Raw genomic sequence first — 18,513 nt, 5'->3', positions numbered from 1 at the left:
TCTTTTTTTATAGAAAAATAATTAGGTGATAAAAATGGCCGAAAGTTTACATCATATTGTTATTGTCGGTGGTGGTGCGGGTGGTTTAGAACTTGCCACACAACTCGGTGAAACTTTTGGGAAAAGTGGTAAAGCTAAAATTACATTAGTCGACCAAAATTTGACTCATATCTGGAAACCTCTACTTCATGAAATTGCTGCGGGTTCCTTAAACCCTCACGAAGAACAAACCAATTATTTTGCCCATGCAGAAAAACATCATTACGAGTTTGTATTAGGAACACTTGTTGCGATACACAAAGATCAAAAAATAATAGATGTCGTACCACCTCAAGTATCCAAAGAACAAAACACGCATGTTCAACAACTGAATTATGACACGCTTATTTTAGCGCTTGGTTCAGTGTCAAATGACTTTAACACACCTGGGGTACGCGAAAACTGTCATTTCCTCGATAGCCGAAAACAAGCAGATATTTTCCAGCAAGATCTTTTACATTTATATATCGAAGCGCAAAATCAACCAGATCAACGCACGTTAAATATTGGAATCATTGGTGCGGGTGCAACTGGGGTTGAACTTGCAGCAGAACTGATTGAAACAACCAAAAACTTTTATCGCTATGGTTTGAAAAAGATCCATCCTAAACAGGTCAAAATCACACTGATTGAAGCATCAGAACGAATCCTGCCTGCTTTAAGTGAAAAAACGGCTGAGCATAGTGCAAAACAGCTCCAAAAAATGGGCATCGAAATTTTAACTCAACACCGCGTTGAAAAAGTTGATAAATACTGCATTTATTTCAGCAACGGTAATCAACTCACAAGTGATATTACGGTATGGGCAGCTGGCGTAAAAGCGCCAAAAGTTCTTGAAAGTTTTACTGATTTCGAACGTGACAATATTAATCGTTTAATGGTCTACGCAACTCTGCAAACTTACTCCGATCCAAATGTATTTGCTTTCGGTGATTGTGCACACTGTCAACTCGACGCAAGAAATCCCCCACTCGGACCACGTGCTCAAGTTGCCAGTCAACAAGCAAGCTTTTTAGTCGATGCAATGGCTGCTCGGCTAAATGGCCGCTCACAGCCAATGTTTACATTTAACGACAAAGGTTCGCTTGTGTCTTTAAGTCGTAATAAAGCCGTTGGAGAATTGCTGGGGGATGTCAGTGTACAAGGATATATTGCTAAAACGATGTACGTATCTTTATATCGTTTACATCAAGCAACAATTCATGGATACACTCAAGCTGGACTACTCACAGTGAAAGATTTACTTACAAGACGAGTACGTCCAAAAATTAAGCTGTATTGAGTTGAATTTTTTAAGTTCATCCCTATATAGATAAAAACGCATTAGAAAAAGTGTTAAAGATTGAGATTTTGTAGTCTACAAAATTTATTTTTCACTTTATGATGTACGCTTTAATTGATTGAATGGATCAAAAACATGACTGCAATTGCAAATAACCACGTGGTTTCATTCCACTATAAATTAACAAACGCTGAGGGTGAAACACTTGATCAATCTCAAGGTGAACCACTTGCCTATTTGCATGGCGCAGGCAATATCATTCCAGGTTTAGAAAATGCATTAACTGGTAAAACTGTTGGTGATAAATTCACTGTAAACGTACCAGCTGCTGAAGGTTATGGCGAATACAACCCAGACCTAGTACAAGAAGTTCCAGCTCAAATGTTCCAAGGTGTTGATAACATCCAACCTGGTATGCAATTCCAAGCTCAAACAGATGACGGCGTTCAAATCGTTACTGTTAAAGCGGTTGAAGGCGACAACGTTGTAGTTGATGCTAACTTCCCACTTGCTGGCCAAGATTTAACTTTTGAAGTTGAAATCGTAGAAATCCGTGAAGCTTCTCAAGAAGAGTTAGATCACGGTCACGTACATGGTGCAGGTGGTCACCACCACTAATTCATCTTTCACAAGATGATAAAAAGCAAAGCTTCGGCTTTGCTTTTTTTTATGCGTTTATTTTATATAATATTCAGTAAGTTAATTTATTATTGGACTATGCATGTCAAATGCTTATCAATTGATTTGGTTCCGACAAGATTTACGAATACATGATCATGCAGCTTTATGGCATGCCTGTCAGCAAGGGCCTTCAATTGGATTAGTCATCTTATCGCCAGAGCAATGGAAACAACACGACGATGCTCCAATAAAAATTAGTTTTTATTTACGGCAGCTCAAAGAGCTTCAAAAAGAATTAGCATCACTTCATATTCCACTTGTTATCCAAGTCATTCCTTATTGGGAAGATATTGCTAAGTTTATTTCTGATTTCAGCAAGAAATATAATATTGAAAATGTCCATGCCAATATTGAAATGGGTGCAAATGAATTAAAAAGAGATAAAACAGTACAAGATTCTTTAAATAAGGAAAGCAAAGAGCTTTTTTTATTTCATGATCGTACAATTTTCCCTTTACGTTCCATTCGCAATCAATCACAACAACCGTATCAGGTTTTTAGTGCCTTCAAAAAAGCATGTTATGCAAAACTAGATACCAGCGGTTTACCTCAATGCTTCCCTTTACCACATAAGCAAAATGAAATTTCATTAGAGTTTTTAGATGAAAAAAGTGTGGACTTGGCAGAAATTGAAAAACTATTTTGTTCATCTATTTCTAAAGAACAGCAAGATTTATGGCCTGTTGGCGAGTCATATGCATTAGAACAACTAGACCAATTTGTCGAAGATTCTGTATCCCATTATAAAGTTGAGCGAGATTTTCCTCATGTGCATGGCACAAGCAAACTTTCTCCTTATTTAAATATTGGAATCTTATCTGTAAGGCAGTGTTTACAAGCACTCTTTCGTAATCAACACAGCAACTTTCACTTAGACAATGAAGGTCAACAAACATGGCTAGATGAACTTATTTGGCGAGAGTTCTACCAGCACATCTTATTTGATTTTCCGTATGTTTCTAAGCATCTTCCATTTAAGAAAAATACTCAGAAAATTAAATGGAACCATAATCCAGAGCACCTAAAAGCTTGGCAAACAGGACAAACTGGCATTCCTATTGTGGATGCCGGGATGCGTCAACTTTTACAAACAGGTTGGATGCATAATCGAGTACGTATGATTACAGCCATGTTTTTATGCAAAAACTTATTGATTGACTGGCGTATTGGTGAACAGTGGTTTATGCAACATTTAATTGATGGAGATTTGGCAGCAAATAATGGGGGATGGCAATGGTGTGCCTCAACAGGAACAGATGCTGTGCCTTATTTTAGAATTTTTAATCCGATTTCCCAATCACAAAAGTTTGATCCTAATGGGGACTATATTCGTAAATGGGTGAAAGAACTGGCTCATCTGGACAATAAATCCATTCATGACCCCTACTCAAGCAAAATCAATTTGAGTTTAAATTATCCAAAACCAATTGTAGATTTAAAAGAAACACGATTAAAAGCAATTGAAACATTCAAGCATATTTAGATAAGAATTGCGTCTTATCTGTTTATGTTTGATTAAAAAATAAAAACGGGATTTGACTATAAAGGGACTTTCAACTACAAATAAACATAGCAGATACTTAAAAAGGACAGAAACAACAATAACTTCGCAAATGAACACCTTTCATTATAAAAGTATAAAAAAATTAACATTACAAAAAAGGTAGCATAGCTCGCATGCAACAAAAGAACCCAGGTAGAACACTCGTCTTATGGATTATCGCAGCACATCTATTTATGGGAATGGTTGCATATGAGTGGTTGCCTGTTAGTTTTAGAGGAAGCTGGATCTTTATTCTTCTTCTTTTAATTTCGGGTGCTTTTTTAGAAGTTGGCTTGTCTTTAATTGTTGGTTTACTCGCATTTATTGGAGTTGCTGTATATTTTCTACTCGACTTAGGTGCACAAACTCATATTGAGCGGCAGCTTCTCTTACTGTTTATTATTCCTCTTATTCCGCTGTTTTTAAGTGCTGTACGCCACAATATTGAAATTAATGTTCAAAAATATCGGGATATTCAAAGCTATGATCGAAATTATCGCCGCGATATTTTCCCTATCAGCGCTTTGAAATATTTCCAGCGTAGCTTTTTTAAGCTTCTTGATCACCATAATGTACAAGACTATGAAGTCTTTTCAATCAAGATTCTTAATCGTAGTCTCATTAAAGAAATGCTAGGTGATGACGTCTGGAAAACTACTCAAAACGAAATGATCAAAATTTTGAGTCAGCATCAGCCCAATGAAATTGTTTTTCAGTTTGCAGATGATGATCTCGAAAATATATACAGCATTATGATTCGTCAGCAAAAAACTGAACAAGAACCTGAATTTATTAAAAAATTAAGAGAAATTATGACGTTGCGTCTTGAGGTGGAATATAAAATTATTCCAATTCCACCTGAGGAGATGAATTAATGTCTAATCTTCTTAACATTTGTGGAATTGTGATTGCATCTAGCCAATATCCAGATGCCACTCTACAGCAGTTCTATCGGCAATATTATCATTGCGAAATTAAAGCAGAACAAATAAAAACTGAAGTGCAAAGTTCTAACGATCTTTCCATGTTTTTTCCTTATCAAGATACATGGTGGCCTGTCTTCACCCTTGATCAGATTAGTTCCGAAAGTTTTCAAAAGTTTGTTCACAACGGAATTCGCCCCGGCATTATCTTGCCAGATGAAGTATTTGGTTTCCCCCACTATTTTTTATTAAAAGAAGCCGTGAGCCAAGGTGCTATCCCCATCGTACTTTTTAAAACTGAACAACCTCAGTATTTTGCCGCAAAGGCTACTTTTTCAACTGCTATTGGTTTAAGGCCAATGGCTGCTTTCGTAAGTACAGGATGGGATGAAAATTTAATTTCACAGCCAGCTGGAAGTTATATTGTCCAGTTAAATTCTTCAGCCGTCCCTTTACCATCTAGAGAAATCCGACAAGGTCAGCATTTATTTTATTCGGCCAAAGACTTTAACGGCCCAAGACGGCGTAGGTGTGGGAGTAAGAACTCCCGAACAAGCTAGACGTATTCTAGACCAACTTGAACAAACACTTGGAAAAGATAAAACGGTGATTGTGCTAGAAGCCTTTCGCACCAAGAAAAATGGACAATTCCGGGCAGCCTATCCTTGGGAAATTATTTCTCAAATTAAAGCTTATGAAGGTAAAACTATTTACATTTTTGATGGTCCCCACTATATGGGACGCTGGTCAGTTTATATTGTCGGTTTATGGTATCGGCTCGTTTACGGCAGTACATCTACTGCCATAAACGAATCAGAACTTCAGAATAAATGATCTCTATTCAAAAGTTTTAGCAATTTCATCTAATATTCGCTGAGCAGCACGTCCATCGCCAAACGGATTTTCAACATTTGCCATTTTTTGATAATGCTCTGAATCTGTTAAAAGTTTCTCAGCTTCTTCAATAATTTTTTGCTGGTTTGTTCCAACGAGTACTCCTGCCCCCACCTCAACCACTTCTGGACGTTCAGTCGTGTCTCGTAAAATTAACACTGGCTTATTAAATGATGGGCTTTCCTCTTGTAAACCACCAGAGTCCGTTAAAATAAAGGTCGAACGGTCTATAACAGCTAATAAACTTGGATAATCTAGAGGTTTCACAAGATGAATTTGAGCATGATTTCTAAACTTATCATGTACGACATCATGTACAGCTGGATTTAAATGCACAGGCCAAATAAAATGCAAATCTGGATGCTGTTTTGCTAAATATTCAACCGCATTACAAATATTTTGAATTCCCTCACCAAAATTTTCACGGCGATGAGCTGTAATAAGTACAACCTTATCATTTAGTTTTAATTCAATTCCGTAGGGATCAAGCTGATTTTTCAAACCAGATTTTTCAGCGATTATTTTTCTTCCTAAATACACAGCATCTACTACAGTGTTACCTGTCACCGTAATTAAAGCTGGCTGAATTTGCTCATTTAACAAATTTTGTTTTGACTGCTCTGTAGGGGCAAAATGCCATTTGGTAATACGGGAGACTAACTGACGGTTACCTTCTTCAGGAAATGGGTGGTCTAAGTCATATGAACGTAAACCCGCTTCAACATGAGCAACAGGTATCTTCATTGAAAATGCAACTAACCCAGCAGCTAAGACAGTTGTGGTATCGCCCTGAATGACAATCGCATCTCTTTTTTGACCATCGGTGTAGACATGTTCAAGTTGCGTCAAGCCATGAATTAAGAGCTGATTGAGGCTTTGCCCAGCATTCATAATCTTAAGTCGGTGATCAATTTCAACTCCAAAGAAATCGATAGCATCTCGCACTAACTCATCATGTTGCCCCGTGAAAATCACTTCTACCTGAAATCGTGAATCTTGTTTTGCTAATAAAATTACCGGAGCTAGCTTTATAAGCTCTGGACGAGTACCAAATACAATCGAAATAAAAATTTTTTTCATTATTAGAAGTCCTTATAAAAAACAAGTTCTACACGAGTGTTGTTGTAATGATCTTTTGTATTAACAGGTACGTCTTTAAAATAGTTGCCATATAAACGTTCAACACGAAGTTTTATTGGTTGATAATTAAAAGGCTGCCATGAAATACCCGGGCCATATTCAAATAAATTATTGTAATATTCATCTTTACTATCTGCTAAACCATGCAATTTTACATAAGCCTGTACAGTCCCACTCTCACCCTTATAAAGATTTAAGCCTGTACGTAAGCGCAAATCCCCAATAACGTTATAATCTTCTCTCGAATAAGTCGCGACATTGCCATAAAGATCGGTAAAGTAATTATCTAAACAAAGTGTATGATTACAGTTCAATGGTGAATACCATTCTTGATAACCTGTCACCCCCCCAACTACACTTTCACGAAATTTTTTTCTATTTCTGTCAATCAAGTCATAACTTCCACCAACTTCGACATAAGCTCGAACCGGTATTGAAATCCATGGTTGATAATTTGCGCCTACCCCAAGAGTGACTGCGTTCTCATCAATAATTTCAGGTCGTACCCCACCTTGAGATTTAGTATCACGGTTTAAATTAAGAAAACCGTAGACTTGAGCTCGTCCATTATCAATATTTTTTCCGTACCGAACTTTTAAAGGAAAAATAACATCGTCATAACGTGACTCATAAGAAGGTGCAAAATAAATATCGCCAAAATATGGCTTAATTTCTCCTCCACTTAAATTTTTAACTGCCTGAGTTGCCTTTGCTGCAATTGCTGGATCTGAAGACGAAGTTAATTCTTTAAATAGAACTAATGCATCACGATCCTTTTTTTGTTGATTCAGCAAATATGCTTCTTGTAATTTTAAAGTGTCATCTTGAGGAGCTAAAGCTCTCGCTTGTCGTAAGCTTTGTAAAGCTTCATCTCTTTTTTCGAGCCGAATTTGTAAGTAAGTAAGGCTTTTCCAAACTTTAATATCTGTAGGGGTCAGCTTACTCAGCTCAACTAAAATTTTTTCTGCTTCTTGAGGTTGAGACTGCTCTATTTTATAAAATCTGTCCCATTTATCATAAATGAGGTTTCCAGGTTTATAGTCTGAAGCTACTTGGTCCTGTGCATAAACAGAGCTCATACTCACTACCGTTAAAGAAGAGATCACTGCTCCCATAAGTAATATTGAATGCGTTATAGAATTTATTGTTTTGCTATTTTTCATTTTCACCTCTACAGTAGATTAGAGTTATTAGGGGCAGTTTTTTTGGAATGATCAATAAATATCATAATTAAAAATAATGATTTACACCGTTAAATTAGGTTAAGGATGTTTTTAAAATGAATAATTTAATCTCCGTTTTTATTATTGATCTATTCTGTCTTATCCCTAAATCTCCTATAATAATGACATATTTTTTGATCAATAATTTGTAAATTTTCATAGTATTTATAAAACTTTTATAAGGAAAAACACATGGCTTTTCCACATCATACAGAACACCATGCAATTCACCGTTCAGGCTGGTTAAGAGCTTCAGTCTTAGGGGCTAATGATGGAATTATTTCTGTCACTAGCTTAATTATGGGCATGGCAGCAAGTGGAGCCAACTCACACACTCTATTAATTACATGTATTGCTGGCCTTATTTCTGGTGCTACCTCAATGGCTGCTGGAGAATATATTTCCGTAAAATCTCAAGAAGATATTGAAAAAGCAGATTTAGCGATTGAAGCAAAAGAACTCTCAAAGCACCCTCAAAAAGAGTTAGATGAGCTAACTCAAATTTATATTTCTAGAGGACTATCTAAAGAATTGGCTCAAGAGGTTGCTTTACAGTTAACAACTCATGATGCATTGGGTGCACATGCTCGTGATGAAATCGGCATTCATGAAAATACCGCAGCTAATCCTGTACAAGCTGCCTTATCATCTGCCGCATCATTTTCTTTTGGTGCTTTTTTCCCTATGCTCGCTATATTACTAAGCCCTAATCATTTGATTATGCCTGTGGTTTTGGCTACTGGTATTCTTTCGTTAGCGATTTTAGGTGCACTTTCCAGTTATTTTGCAGGTACATCTAAAATTAAAGGGAGTTTGCGTATTACGTTATGGGGTATTTTAGCAATGGCTTTTTCAAGCTGGATCGGTTCTTTATTTAATGTCACCCCTTTATAAAAAAGTTTTTTAAATACTCCTCTAGAATATTTAAAAATTAAATAGCCAATATTATTTGCTCTTCATTCTATTTTCACGTTATGGTGAAGTGAAAGAAGTGAGGTGAATAAAATGAGCCTATTACAACAACTTGCAATTAAACATCCAATTTTTCTGGCTCCCATGGCAGGGGTTTCTACACCAGAACTAGCGGCCGAGGTTTCAAATCAAGGAGGCCTTGGATCATTAGGCTTGGGAGCAAATACTCCACAAAGTGCACGTGAACAAATTTTAAAAACTCAAGCACTCACCGAAAACTCATTTCAGGTTAATTTTTTCTGTCATCAGTCTACAGAACTTAATCTAGAAAAAGCAAAACAGTGGATTGAATATCTACGTCCTCATTTTGAAAAATTCGGTGCTAAGCCACCTCAAGATTTGCACTGTATCTATCCAAGTTTTTTAGACAATGATGACTTTTTAAATGTTGTTTTAGAAACTAAGCCCAAAGCGGTGAGCTTTCATTTTGGTATTCCCCATCCGCATCAAATTAAAGCTTTAAAAGAGGCTGGTATTTTGACTATGGTTTCGGCTACCAATTTAATTGAAGCGCAAGCGATTGAAGCAGCAGGTATCGATATTATTGTTGCTCAAGGTATTGAAGCAGGTGGTCATCGCGGAATTTTCAATCAAACTTTTGATGCTGCGATTAAAACCAGTGATTTAGTACAATTGATTGTGCAGCATTGCAAACTCCCGGTTGTCGCCGCAGGCGGGATCATGACTGGCTTACAAGCCAAACATATGTTGAGCTTGGGAGCAACCGCAGTCCAGTTAGGTACAGCGTTTGTTCAATGCCAGACCTCAAATGCTTCTGCTGAATATCGCAAAGCATTATTTAATGAACCCGTAACACAAATTAGCGCTAGCCTTTCTGGGCGCCCCGCTCGCGGTTTATTCAACCATTGGCACAACCAAATTGATTCACCTACTCGACCTGCCCAACCAGAGTATCCATACGCTTACGATTTGGCGAAGCAACTTAATGCTCTTGCGAGTAAACACCATGACTATGGTTTTGGTGCATTTTGGGCAGGAAGTAATGTTGCACAGATACGCGAATTAGGAGCATCAGATCTGGTTAATCAACTCGTTGTTGAAATGCTAGATAATGAATAGATGAAGATTTTAAGCAACCAGCCTGTGTACTGGTTGCTTTATTTTAGTGAGTAGCTAATAAATTAACCTGTTCAACCTGAACATCGCTCATCAAATTACCTTCTGCAAGCAATTGATTAAAATAACTCTCGACAACTAATGCCTGTTCAGCAGTGGTTTCAACTTTATACATATTTTGTCGGAACTCGTTACTTGAGCGTAATCCTTTGGTGTACCAAGCAATATGCTTACGAGCAATACGACATCCAGAATATTCACCATAAAATTGATATAACTCAGACAGATGCCCTAAAAGTACATCTTTGACTTCTGCAATATTTGGAGCAGCCAAATGCTCACCAGTTTTTAAATAATGGGCAATTTCACGGAAAATCCATGGGCGACCTTGTGCAGCCCGCCCAATCATGATTGCATCGGCGCCAGTATAGTCCAGTACATATTTTGCTTTTTCAGGACTATCAATATCACCGTTGGCAATTACTGGAATATTGATTAATTCTTTAACATGTTTGATTAATTCATAACGCGCTGTATTTAAATACATATCTTCACGTGTGCGGCCATGCAATGCTAACGCAGCAATCCCCGCCTCTTCTGCACGTTTTGCCACCCTTAAAATATTTTCTTGGCCATTTAAAAATCCTAAACGAGTTTTTAAAGTCACAGGAACGTCAACTGCTGCAACAACTGCATCCAGTATTCGAGCAACCAAGTCTTCATCTTGTAATAATGCTGAACCTGCTAATTTATTGCATACTTTTTTTGCAGGACATCCCATATTGATATCAACAATTTGTGCCCCATTTGCAACTTGATAACGAGCAGCCTCAGCTAACTGTTCTGGGTCAGAACCCGCGATTTGCGCAGAGATAGGAGCTAACTCTCCATCAAAATTAGCACGATAAAGACTTTTTTTAGTCATCCGCAAAGTTTTATCAGCAGTCATCATTTCACTGACCGCATGACCCGCACCAAAATACTTGCACAGTGTTCTAAATGGACGGTCAGTTACACCGGCCATAGGAGCAACAATTAAATTATTTGACAGTTGATAGGGACCAATATACATATATATTCATACAATTGATGATCAACATAGTATACTTCATCCGCTTGATCAGCTCATCTTTTTTGCAGGTGCTTTCCTCGCCATGAACAAACCGTTGTCTTCCCGTTTTTTATTAAAATCATTCGGTGTAGTCACTGTATGCATGAGTTTAGCTGCTTGTGGAGATAAAGCCTGGTGGTCAAAAAATGATGAGCCCGATTTAGAAAGTCAGCAAATTAAAAAGTTAATTCCAGCACGTGTGCATGATCGGGAGTCATGGGCTAAAGATATTGACGATATTATGCAGGACTTAAAAATTCCTAAAACCAAACAAAATGTTTGTAGTATTGTCGCGATTGTAGATCAGGAATCTAACTTTGTTGCTAACCCTGTAGTACCAGGCCTAGGCAAAAAAGCAGTTGACGAAGTCAGTACCCGTTTAAATGAAAAGTTTGAAGACAAACTTGGCCAGAAAGTGGGGGGTACTGTCGCAGGTTATTTTGAAGAAGTATTGAAAACCCAACCCTCTCCTGACAACAACTATATGAGTCAGATGCGTAAAGTCAAAACTGAAAAAGATCTCGACTTACTTTATCGTCAAATTTTTGATTTTATGACTCAACATTATCATGTCAGTGCGTTAACTGGTGCAGCTAAACTGGTTGGGCAAGATATTGGTGAAAAAATGAATCCAATCACCACATTGGGTTCAATGCAAGTTCATATTAATTATGCTAAAGCGCATAAACGTTCTAGCATGAATATTGCAGACCTTAGAAATGATCTTTATACGCAATATGGCGGTCTATATTATGGCATTCATCGCTTGATGGTATACCCAGCAGACTATGATAAGGCCATTTATCGTTTTGCCGATTATAACTCAGGTATGTATTCTAGCCGTAATGCTGCTTTTCAAAGCATGCTCGATGCCCTTACTGATAATGAGCTCACCTTAGATGGTGATTTACTACTTTACGATAAAGCTGGTAGTCCACTCGCAGTTCAGAGTCAGTCAGAAAAAGAGTTAATGAAACTATTTACTGCAAATAATGTCTTAATTACACCAAGACAACTTCGCGATGATCTTAAATTAGAAAAAGAGAAAAAGTTTGAGAATACACAAACTTATATTGCCTTAACTAAACTCTATAAGGCAAAAACAGGCAAAGAACCTATCTATGCTATTATGCCTCAAGTGGTAATTTCTGGGCCTAAATTAAGTCGTGACTATAATACTAACTGGTATGCAACCCGCGTAAACGGACGATATGAATCATGTATGCAACGAGCGAAACGAATAAGACAATAAAAAATCTCGCCCTGTTTGATTTTGATGGGACCTTGTGTAGTAAAGACAGTTTTACAGGGTTCATCTTTTATGCGTTATCTAAGCGCCACATAGTTAAGCAAGGCTTGAAAATCCTGCCATGGATTCAAGCCTATTATCTTAATTTTTATCCCGCCCATGCGATGCGTGCCAAACTTTTTCGAAGCATGTTTCGCAATACCCCAGCAATTGAGCTGCAAAGATTAGGCGAAGAATATGCACAAGAACTCGTCTCAACTCTTTCACCTGAAATTTTTGCACAATTACAACAACATCAGTTACTTGGTGATCAGGTAGTACTAGTTTCGGCTTCAATCGATATCTATCTTGCTCCACTTTGCAAATTACTCGATATCGAATTAATTTGTACTGAAACTCAAGTAAAAAATGGCATGATGACGGGTTATTACTCAACGCCAGATTGTAGTAGTGAACAAAAGAAGTTAAGAATACATGAACAATATTCTTTGCAGGATTATTATCAAGTTTATGCTTATGGAAATAGCTCAGAAGATTTAGATATGCTGAGCCTTGCCACCCACCCTTTTATGGTCGGCGAAGATAGAATCTTGCCATCGTTAACACCACAAAAAAAGCTCGCATAAAGCGAGCTTTTTTTTGTAGATCACTACTTAATAAATCGCCATATGATCGCGATGGATCATTTCAAGCGAACGAGCTTCTCCAAGTACTTGATAAACCTTGTCTGAAGAGAGGCCCTTAATAATTTCAGCTGAACGAGAACTAAAGTTTACTCGTCCAACCGCAATACGTTTGCCTTGCTTATCAACGCATTCAACCACATCACCACGATCAAAATGTCCTTCAACAGTTTTTACCCCAACAGGTAATAAACTGCGATGTTTAGATTTAATCGCATCAACCGCGCCATCATCTATGACCAGACGACCTGCTGTTTGTAAATGTGCAGCAAGCCACTGTTGATGTGCTGTCATACGGTCTTTATCAGTCGTGAACAATGTACCAAGCATTTCACCAGCCATGACTCGTGACAATACATTATCACTTTCACCACTAGCGATCAGTGTTGGACAGCCCGACTTAGCCGCTAAACGGGCAGCACGGACTTTAGTGACCATGCCTCCTCGCCCAAGTACACCACCACCGCCAGCCATTTCAAATAAAACATCATCCATGGCACGAACAGTTGATAACAGCTTTGCATCAGGGTTGTGACGTGGGTCTGAGTCAAACATGCCTTGCTGATCTGTTAAAATGATCAGTAAATCAGCATGTACTTGACCAGCAACCATTGCCGCTAAGGTATCGTTATCACCAAAACGAATCTCGTCAGTAGAGACTGTATCGTTTTCATTAATAACCGGAATAACACGCCAGTCAATCAAGTTCTGCAACGCATCGCATGAGTTCAAATAACGACGGCGATCTGCCAAATCGTCATGTGTTAATAACACTTGAGCTGTTCGAATACTATGATTTTCAAGCACGCTAGACCATGTATGAATTAGGCCCATCTGCCCAATTGCGGCACATGCTTGTAAACTGGGTAGATCGGTGGGTCGACTCGCAAGCTTCATACGAACCATACCTTCTGCTACAGCTCCTGAAGACACTAAAATAATTTCGTGCCCAGCATTGTGTAAATCTGCAATCTGTTTCGCCCAATGCGAAATAGCATCCAGATCTAGCCCCTGCCCATTTGCTGTGAGTAAAGATGATCCGATTTTAACAACGATTCGTTTACACTCACTGAGCTTACGTTGCCCATCGACCACTTCTATCATGTTTTCCTCGGTTTTTTAGTCACGAACGTAGATGCTTTCTACATCATTGTCGTCTTCATCATCGTCAAAATCATCATCATCGTCCATCATGCTTTCAAGACGTTGTGCTCGACGCATTGCACGATATGCTTCTTTTGCCGCAATGGTTTGTTCACGTGTTTCAACTTCTAGTTGTTCACGGAAAGCTCTTACTTCTGCTGCGTACTCAGGATCTTCAACTTCGCGTTCACGTTGCTGTTCAATCTGATCCATCAGGTAATACACAACTTCCTTTGTACCTTCACTTAATAAGCCCGATGTTTTAAAGACAGGTCCAGTCCACTCTAATTCATCTAGAATGTGCTGACACCACTCTTCACGGCTTTCCTCAGCAATTTGATCCAGTTTATTGAGCACTAAAACAACTGGTAGTTTCGCCAAAGTAGGTGAGAACTTAACCAACTCATTCATAATTGCTTTTGCATTATGAGCTGGATCTGAACCATCAATTGGTTGTACATCAATAATATGTAAAAGAATACGAGTACGCGCCAAATGTTTAAGGAAACGAATTCCTAGACCTGCACCTTCTGCCGCACCTTCAATAAGGCCCGGAATATCGGCCATTACAAATGAACGATGACGGTCAGCATCTACAACACCCAAGTTTGGAACCATGGTTGTAAATGGATAGTCTGCCACTTTTGGCTTTGCAGCACTTACAGCACGAATGAAAGTAGATTTACCAGCATTTGGCATACCTAATAAGCCAACATCTGCCAATACTTTCAACTCAAGACGAATTTCACGAAATTCACCTTTAGTACCCGTAGTACATTTACGTGGAGCACGGTTAGTTGATGATTTAAAGTGTGTATTTCCCAAACCACCTTCACCACCACCTGCAACCAGAATTCTTTGGCCGTCTTCAACCAAGTCGCCAATAATATCGCCAGAATCTGTATCAACAATTGTTGTACCAACAGGTACTTTTAAAACCACATCTTCACCACCGCGTCCGGTACAGTTAGCACCTGCACCGTTTTTACCACGTTCAGCGCGGAATTTACGGGTGTAACGGTAATCGACTAAGGTACTTGTATCATCATCGGCTTGAATATAGATACTTCCACCACGTCCGCCATCACCACCATCTGGGCCACCAAATGGTACAAATTTTTCACGGCGAAAACTGGCTACGCCATTGCCACCGTCGCCAGCCTCTACGGTAATGACTGCTTCATCAACAAAGCGCATTTGCCAATCCTCTAAAAACTCTAAAACCGCCTATTCTGCCATATTTTCATAAAATTCTCGAATAGAAAATCGAGAGAATTCTACTTTCCTAGTTCTTATTTCATTACTTTTTATATTGATAAAAACTACTTATAGCAGAACATAACCTCTCTTTATGTATTTATTCCTTAAGGATGTACATTACGCAGAGGTAAATCCATCTTCATATCTAAATTAGCTTTAGTGTGTTGCACAGAGTTATACATAATGGCATTAAAGCTTGAGATATTGCCCATTTCCATTGCATCATTAATTTTTAAGCTTGGATTAAATTGGTGTTTAATTGGTAAATTTACCGATTCATCGAACTCGAAATAAACTGGACCATTAAAAGCAATCTTAACAGGAATGGTATAGCTACGTTTTAACTGAAATGGAATATCCAGATTGATGGGTATATTTAGTTTTAGTGGAAACCTAGGTAACAACTTATTTTGGTATATTAAATCGGTTGTTGTTTCCAAAGGCATCACCTGATCAACTTTCAGCGTTGTTGCATAATCAACACTTACTGTAATTGGAGTCTCAACTTCAAACGCTAAATCAGCCAAATATCTCCCCTTTAAAGGCACCGAAATCTGACGATTAATATCAATTGATGTATCTAGTTTACCTATGGACTGGACCTGTAAATTATTACCAACATGTATTTTAGTTTCTAATGATTCTGGTAATCGAATATCTGATTCGTGCGCAGAAACCACCACCGAAGCTTGTATATTTAAATAGAGCCAAAATAAAATTGCCGTGAGTACCATAATCAGAAAGAAACTGATGAGCATACTTTTTATTGAACCCAGCATAAGTCACCTTCCTACTTATTCTGGTTCTGTACAGGTAAAGATGTAGCGTTATCATCTTTAACACGATTAAGGCTCATGCTTGATAGAGGTATTTTTAATTCGCCATGCTCAATTTTAACTGGCAAAGTATTTTTGACATCTACTGAAGCATTTAAAGCAGTTTTTACAGGTACATTCAAACTACCCTGAATTGGAATATTTGTTTTTAATTGGGCATTTAGTGGAATATGAAGATCTTCTTTTAAAACCGTTTTAACTGGAGCATCAAACTTCAAATGAACTTTTTGATCGAGCGGTACTTGAATATCAATAGGTACATCAAGCTTTAAGGGAATATTCCCTTTTAATGGCAAAGTAATGTCTTTACCCAATACTCTGACTTGAACTTTGGTGTCTATCGGTAGGCTTTGATCAACTTTTAACGTTTCTTTTACAGGAATAACTGTGCTGATTGGCACCATATTATCGAAATAGACACGAGGAGTTAACGTCTGTGTTAAAGGTATCGTTAACTTTTCATTAATAGGAATATTCGCATTTACTCGGCCTTTTACATCGACATTTAAAGCATCTTTTACTTTGACCTGTACCTGTAATGGTTCTTGTAAATCAATCGCTACAGCTTGGTTTTTCAGCGGAATATAAATATTAAAATGCTTGAAAACCCAAATGGCGATGAGCACACCACATATATTCGCGATGATGATGAAAAAGAAGACTATCAATAATCTTTTAAACTGCTGCAATTCCAATCCCTTACTATTTCTTTTTGTTCCTTAAATCCTATTCTCATTGATTTCCAAAAAATAATCAGCATATATTTTGTACGGTTGTAAAAAAACCCAGTCTAAACTGGGTCTTTTTGTCACATACTTTTATCTAACGTTAAATCAAATTAAGCATTAGTTTCTGCAGGGATTTTTGTATAGCTTACACCACACATTTGTTCAGCAATACGTAATACTTGGCAGCTATAACCTACTTCGTTATCGTACCAAACATATGCAGTTAAACGGTTACCTGAAGTAATTGTTGCTTGAGCATCATATACACCAGCAGTACGAGAACCGATAAAGTCACTCGATACAACTTCTGTAGAGTTGGTATAACCGATTTGACCTTGAAGTTTAGAGTTAATCGAAATTTGACGAATGTATTCGTTCACTTCTTCGCGATCAACTTCTTTATCAAGTGTTAAGTTTAAGATTGCAAGAGATACGTTTGGTGTAGGAACACGTACAGAGTTACCAGTTAACTTACCTTTTAATGCAGGTAATGCTTTAGCAACAGCTTTAGCAGCACCAGTTTCAGTAATAACCATGTTCAATGTAGCAGCACGACCACGACGATCAGCTTTGTGATAGTTATCAATTAAGTTCTGGTCATTTGTAAATGAGTGAACTGTCTCAACGTGACCATTAAGAACTTTATATTTGTCATCCAATACTTTAAGAATTGGAGTGATCGCATTTGTTGTACAACTTGCAGCAGAGATGATTTTGTCTTCATCTAAGATGTCAGAGTTGTTTACACCAAATACAACGTTTTTCATTTCGCCTTTACTTGGTGCAGTTAATACAACACGTGCAACACCTGGGCATTTCAAATGTTGGCTTAAGCCTTCAGCATCACGCCATTTACCAGTGTTGTCGATTAAAAGCGCGTTTTCAATACCGTATTGAGTATAGTCTACTTCACTTGGGCTAGATGCATAGATCACTTTGATGAAGTTACCGTTAGCAATGATTGCTTCGTTTTCTTCATCAACAGAAATTGTACCAGCGAAAGTACCGTGAATAGAGTCACGACGAAGTAAAGAAGCACGTTTTGCCAAGTCACCGTCAGAAGACTTACGAACAACAATCGCTTTAAGGCTTAAACCACGACCTAAACCTGATTGGCTAATGATTAAACGAGCTAAGATACGACCAATACGACCAAAACCGTAAAGAACTACATCTTTAGGTTGTTCAGAAGTTGCGCTACCTTTAATTGACTCAACTGCTTGAGCAACAAAAGCGTCAACATCACCGCCTTTTTCTTTATATTCAACTGCAAGTTTACCGATATCAACTTCTGCAGAACCAATGTTTTCAACTTTTGCTAAAGCTTCTAAAATTGGGAAAGTATTTACTACAGAAAGCTCAACATCTACAACACGTGTACGACGGTGAGTTTTCAAAATTTGAATAACAGAACGGTTAATTAAAGAGCGACCGTAAACAGATACGACAATATTTTTTTCACGGTATAATTGACCGATTAATGCAATCATACGTTCCGCGATTTCTTCACGGTTTTTCCAACGGCCTTGGTGTTCAGCGTGCAGGGCGATGATAGTGTCTTTGCTCACAGATACGTCCTCTAATTAATTATATCTAGGCGTGATTTTTAAAACCCCGTAATTGTAATGGAATTATTAGCAAGAATGAATCAAAAGCTGACGTTAGTGACTAGATTTTCCCAAAATTCATCATAAATTCATAAAATACCTATAATTATTTTTTATTATCT

At 37.9% G+C, this 18,513-nt stretch carries 16 protein-coding genes and 2 pseudogenes; 10 read left to right on the top strand and 8 right to left on the bottom strand.

The window, feature by feature from the left end; all coding sequences use genetic code 11:
- Positions 1–34 precede the first annotated feature (34 nt).
- The 6 genes and pseudogenes from MKL35_RS04855 to MKL35_RS04830 all read left to right on the top strand — a co-directional run.
- Positions 35–1,321 carry an NAD(P)/FAD-dependent oxidoreductase gene (locus MKL35_RS04855; protein ID WP_106479704.1) on the top strand — a complete coding sequence of 429 codons (1,287 nt, stop codon included), beginning with the start codon at positions 35–37 and terminating at the stop codon, positions 1,319–1,321.
- 135 nt (positions 1,322–1,456) lie between these two features.
- On the top strand, positions 1,457–1,939 hold the full coding sequence (gene slyD, locus MKL35_RS04850) for a peptidylprolyl isomerase (RefSeq protein ID WP_002052512.1): 483 nt from the start codon (positions 1,457–1,459) through the stop codon (positions 1,937–1,939).
- Positions 1,940–2,042: 103 nt separating this feature from the next.
- A complete protein-coding gene (gene phrB, locus MKL35_RS04845) occupies positions 2,043–3,485 on the top strand; it encodes a deoxyribodipyrimidine photo-lyase (RefSeq protein ID WP_032010303.1) in 1,443 nt (480 codons plus the stop codon).
- A 194-nt stretch (positions 3,486–3,679) separates the two neighbouring features.
- A complete protein-coding gene (locus tag MKL35_RS04840) occupies positions 3,680–4,420 on the top strand; it encodes a hypothetical protein (protein WP_002052464.1) in 741 nt (246 codons plus the stop codon).
- Positions 4,420–4,980 (top strand): annotated as a pseudogene (locus MKL35_RS04835) (hypothetical protein); the annotation flags it as partial. The gene MKL35_RS04840 and the pseudogene MKL35_RS04835, both read left to right, overlap by 1 nt.
- A gap of 4 nt (positions 4,981–4,984) precedes the next feature.
- Positions 4,985–5,302, top strand: a pseudogene (locus tag MKL35_RS04830) (hypothetical protein); the annotation flags it as partial.
- A 3-nt stretch (positions 5,303–5,305) separates the two neighbouring features.
- Here MKL35_RS04830 and wecB read toward each other — a convergent pair.
- Together wecB and MKL35_RS04820 are read right to left on the bottom strand one after the other, a co-directional pair.
- Positions 5,306–6,442 (bottom strand): non-hydrolyzing UDP-N-acetylglucosamine 2-epimerase, encoded by a 1,137-nt coding sequence (gene wecB, locus MKL35_RS04825; RefSeq protein WP_106479703.1) that lies wholly within the window; start codon positions 6,440–6,442, stop codon positions 5,306–5,308.
- 2 nt (positions 6,443–6,444) lie between these two features.
- Positions 6,445–7,665 carry a tetratricopeptide repeat protein gene (locus MKL35_RS04820; protein WP_199983380.1) on the bottom strand — a complete coding sequence of 407 codons (1,221 nt, stop codon included), beginning with the start codon at positions 7,663–7,665 and terminating at the stop codon, positions 6,445–6,447.
- Between the two features lie 252 nt (positions 7,666–7,917).
- Here MKL35_RS04820 and MKL35_RS04815 point away from each other — a divergent pair, with 252 nt between their 5' ends.
- Both MKL35_RS04815 and MKL35_RS04810 read left to right on the top strand, forming a co-directional pair.
- Positions 7,918–8,619, top strand: a complete 702-nt coding sequence (locus MKL35_RS04815; RefSeq protein ID WP_002052483.1) for a VIT1/CCC1 transporter family protein — start codon at positions 7,918–7,920, stop codon at positions 8,617–8,619.
- A 111-nt stretch (positions 8,620–8,730) separates the two neighbouring features.
- Entirely contained in the window at positions 8,731–9,777 is a 1,047-nt protein-coding gene (locus tag MKL35_RS04810; protein WP_032012242.1) for an NAD(P)H-dependent flavin oxidoreductase, read from the top strand.
- 43 nt (positions 9,778–9,820) lie between these two features.
- Here MKL35_RS04810 and dusB read toward each other — a convergent pair whose 3' ends face one another.
- A complete protein-coding gene (gene dusB / locus MKL35_RS04805) occupies positions 9,821–10,846 on the bottom strand; it encodes a tRNA dihydrouridine synthase DusB (protein WP_032012243.1) in 1,026 nt (341 codons plus the stop codon).
- An 82-nt stretch (positions 10,847–10,928) separates the two neighbouring features.
- Between dusB and MKL35_RS04800 the strand changes: the two genes are divergently transcribed.
- The gene (locus MKL35_RS04800) at positions 10,929–12,137 is read left to right on the top strand and encodes a DUF1615 domain-containing protein (protein WP_002052526.1); all 1,209 of its coding nucleotides are present in this window, start codon (positions 10,929–10,931) and stop codon (positions 12,135–12,137) included.
- Positions 12,104–12,760 carry an HAD-IB family hydrolase gene (locus MKL35_RS04795; RefSeq protein WP_004885875.1) on the top strand — a complete coding sequence of 219 codons (657 nt, stop codon included), beginning with the start codon at positions 12,104–12,106 and terminating at the stop codon, positions 12,758–12,760. Before MKL35_RS04800 ends, MKL35_RS04795 begins: the two co-directional genes overlap by 34 nt.
- Before the next feature lie 27 nt (positions 12,761–12,787).
- Here the strand turns inward: MKL35_RS04795 and proB are convergent, their stop codons facing one another.
- From proB to MKL35_RS04770, 5 genes are all read right to left on the bottom strand, one after another.
- Positions 12,788–13,921, bottom strand: a complete 1,134-nt coding sequence (gene proB, locus MKL35_RS04790) for a glutamate 5-kinase (RefSeq protein WP_002052602.1) — start codon at positions 13,919–13,921, stop codon at positions 12,788–12,790.
- A gap of 15 nt (positions 13,922–13,936) precedes the next feature.
- Positions 13,937–15,157 carry an Obg family GTPase CgtA gene (gene cgtA, locus MKL35_RS04785; RefSeq protein ID WP_002052725.1) on the bottom strand — a complete coding sequence of 407 codons (1,221 nt, stop codon included), beginning with the start codon at positions 15,155–15,157 and terminating at the stop codon, positions 13,937–13,939.
- A gap of 167 nt (positions 15,158–15,324) precedes the next feature.
- Positions 15,325–15,999, bottom strand: a complete 675-nt coding sequence (locus tag MKL35_RS04780) for a hypothetical protein (RefSeq protein ID WP_002052875.1) — start codon at positions 15,997–15,999, stop codon at positions 15,325–15,327.
- An 11-nt stretch (positions 16,000–16,010) separates the two neighbouring features.
- Complete coding sequence (locus MKL35_RS04775) at positions 16,011–16,745, bottom strand: hypothetical protein (protein WP_032012245.1); 735 nt, start codon at positions 16,743–16,745, stop codon at positions 16,011–16,013.
- Positions 16,746–16,894: 149 nt separating this feature from the next.
- A complete protein-coding gene (locus tag MKL35_RS04770) occupies positions 16,895–18,352 on the bottom strand; it encodes a glyceraldehyde-3-phosphate dehydrogenase (RefSeq protein ID WP_002052743.1) in 1,458 nt (485 codons plus the stop codon).
- Between the last annotated feature and the right edge of the window lie 161 nt (positions 18,353–18,513).

The sequence above is a fragment of the Acinetobacter sp. AOR41_HL genome (assembly GCF_027854645.1).
GTDB classification, from domain to species: Bacteria; Pseudomonadota; Gammaproteobacteria; order Pseudomonadales; family Moraxellaceae; genus Acinetobacter; species Acinetobacter nosocomialis.
Note: the sequence above shows the minus strand (reverse complement) of the source record. Positions and strands in the feature narration are given on the sequence as shown.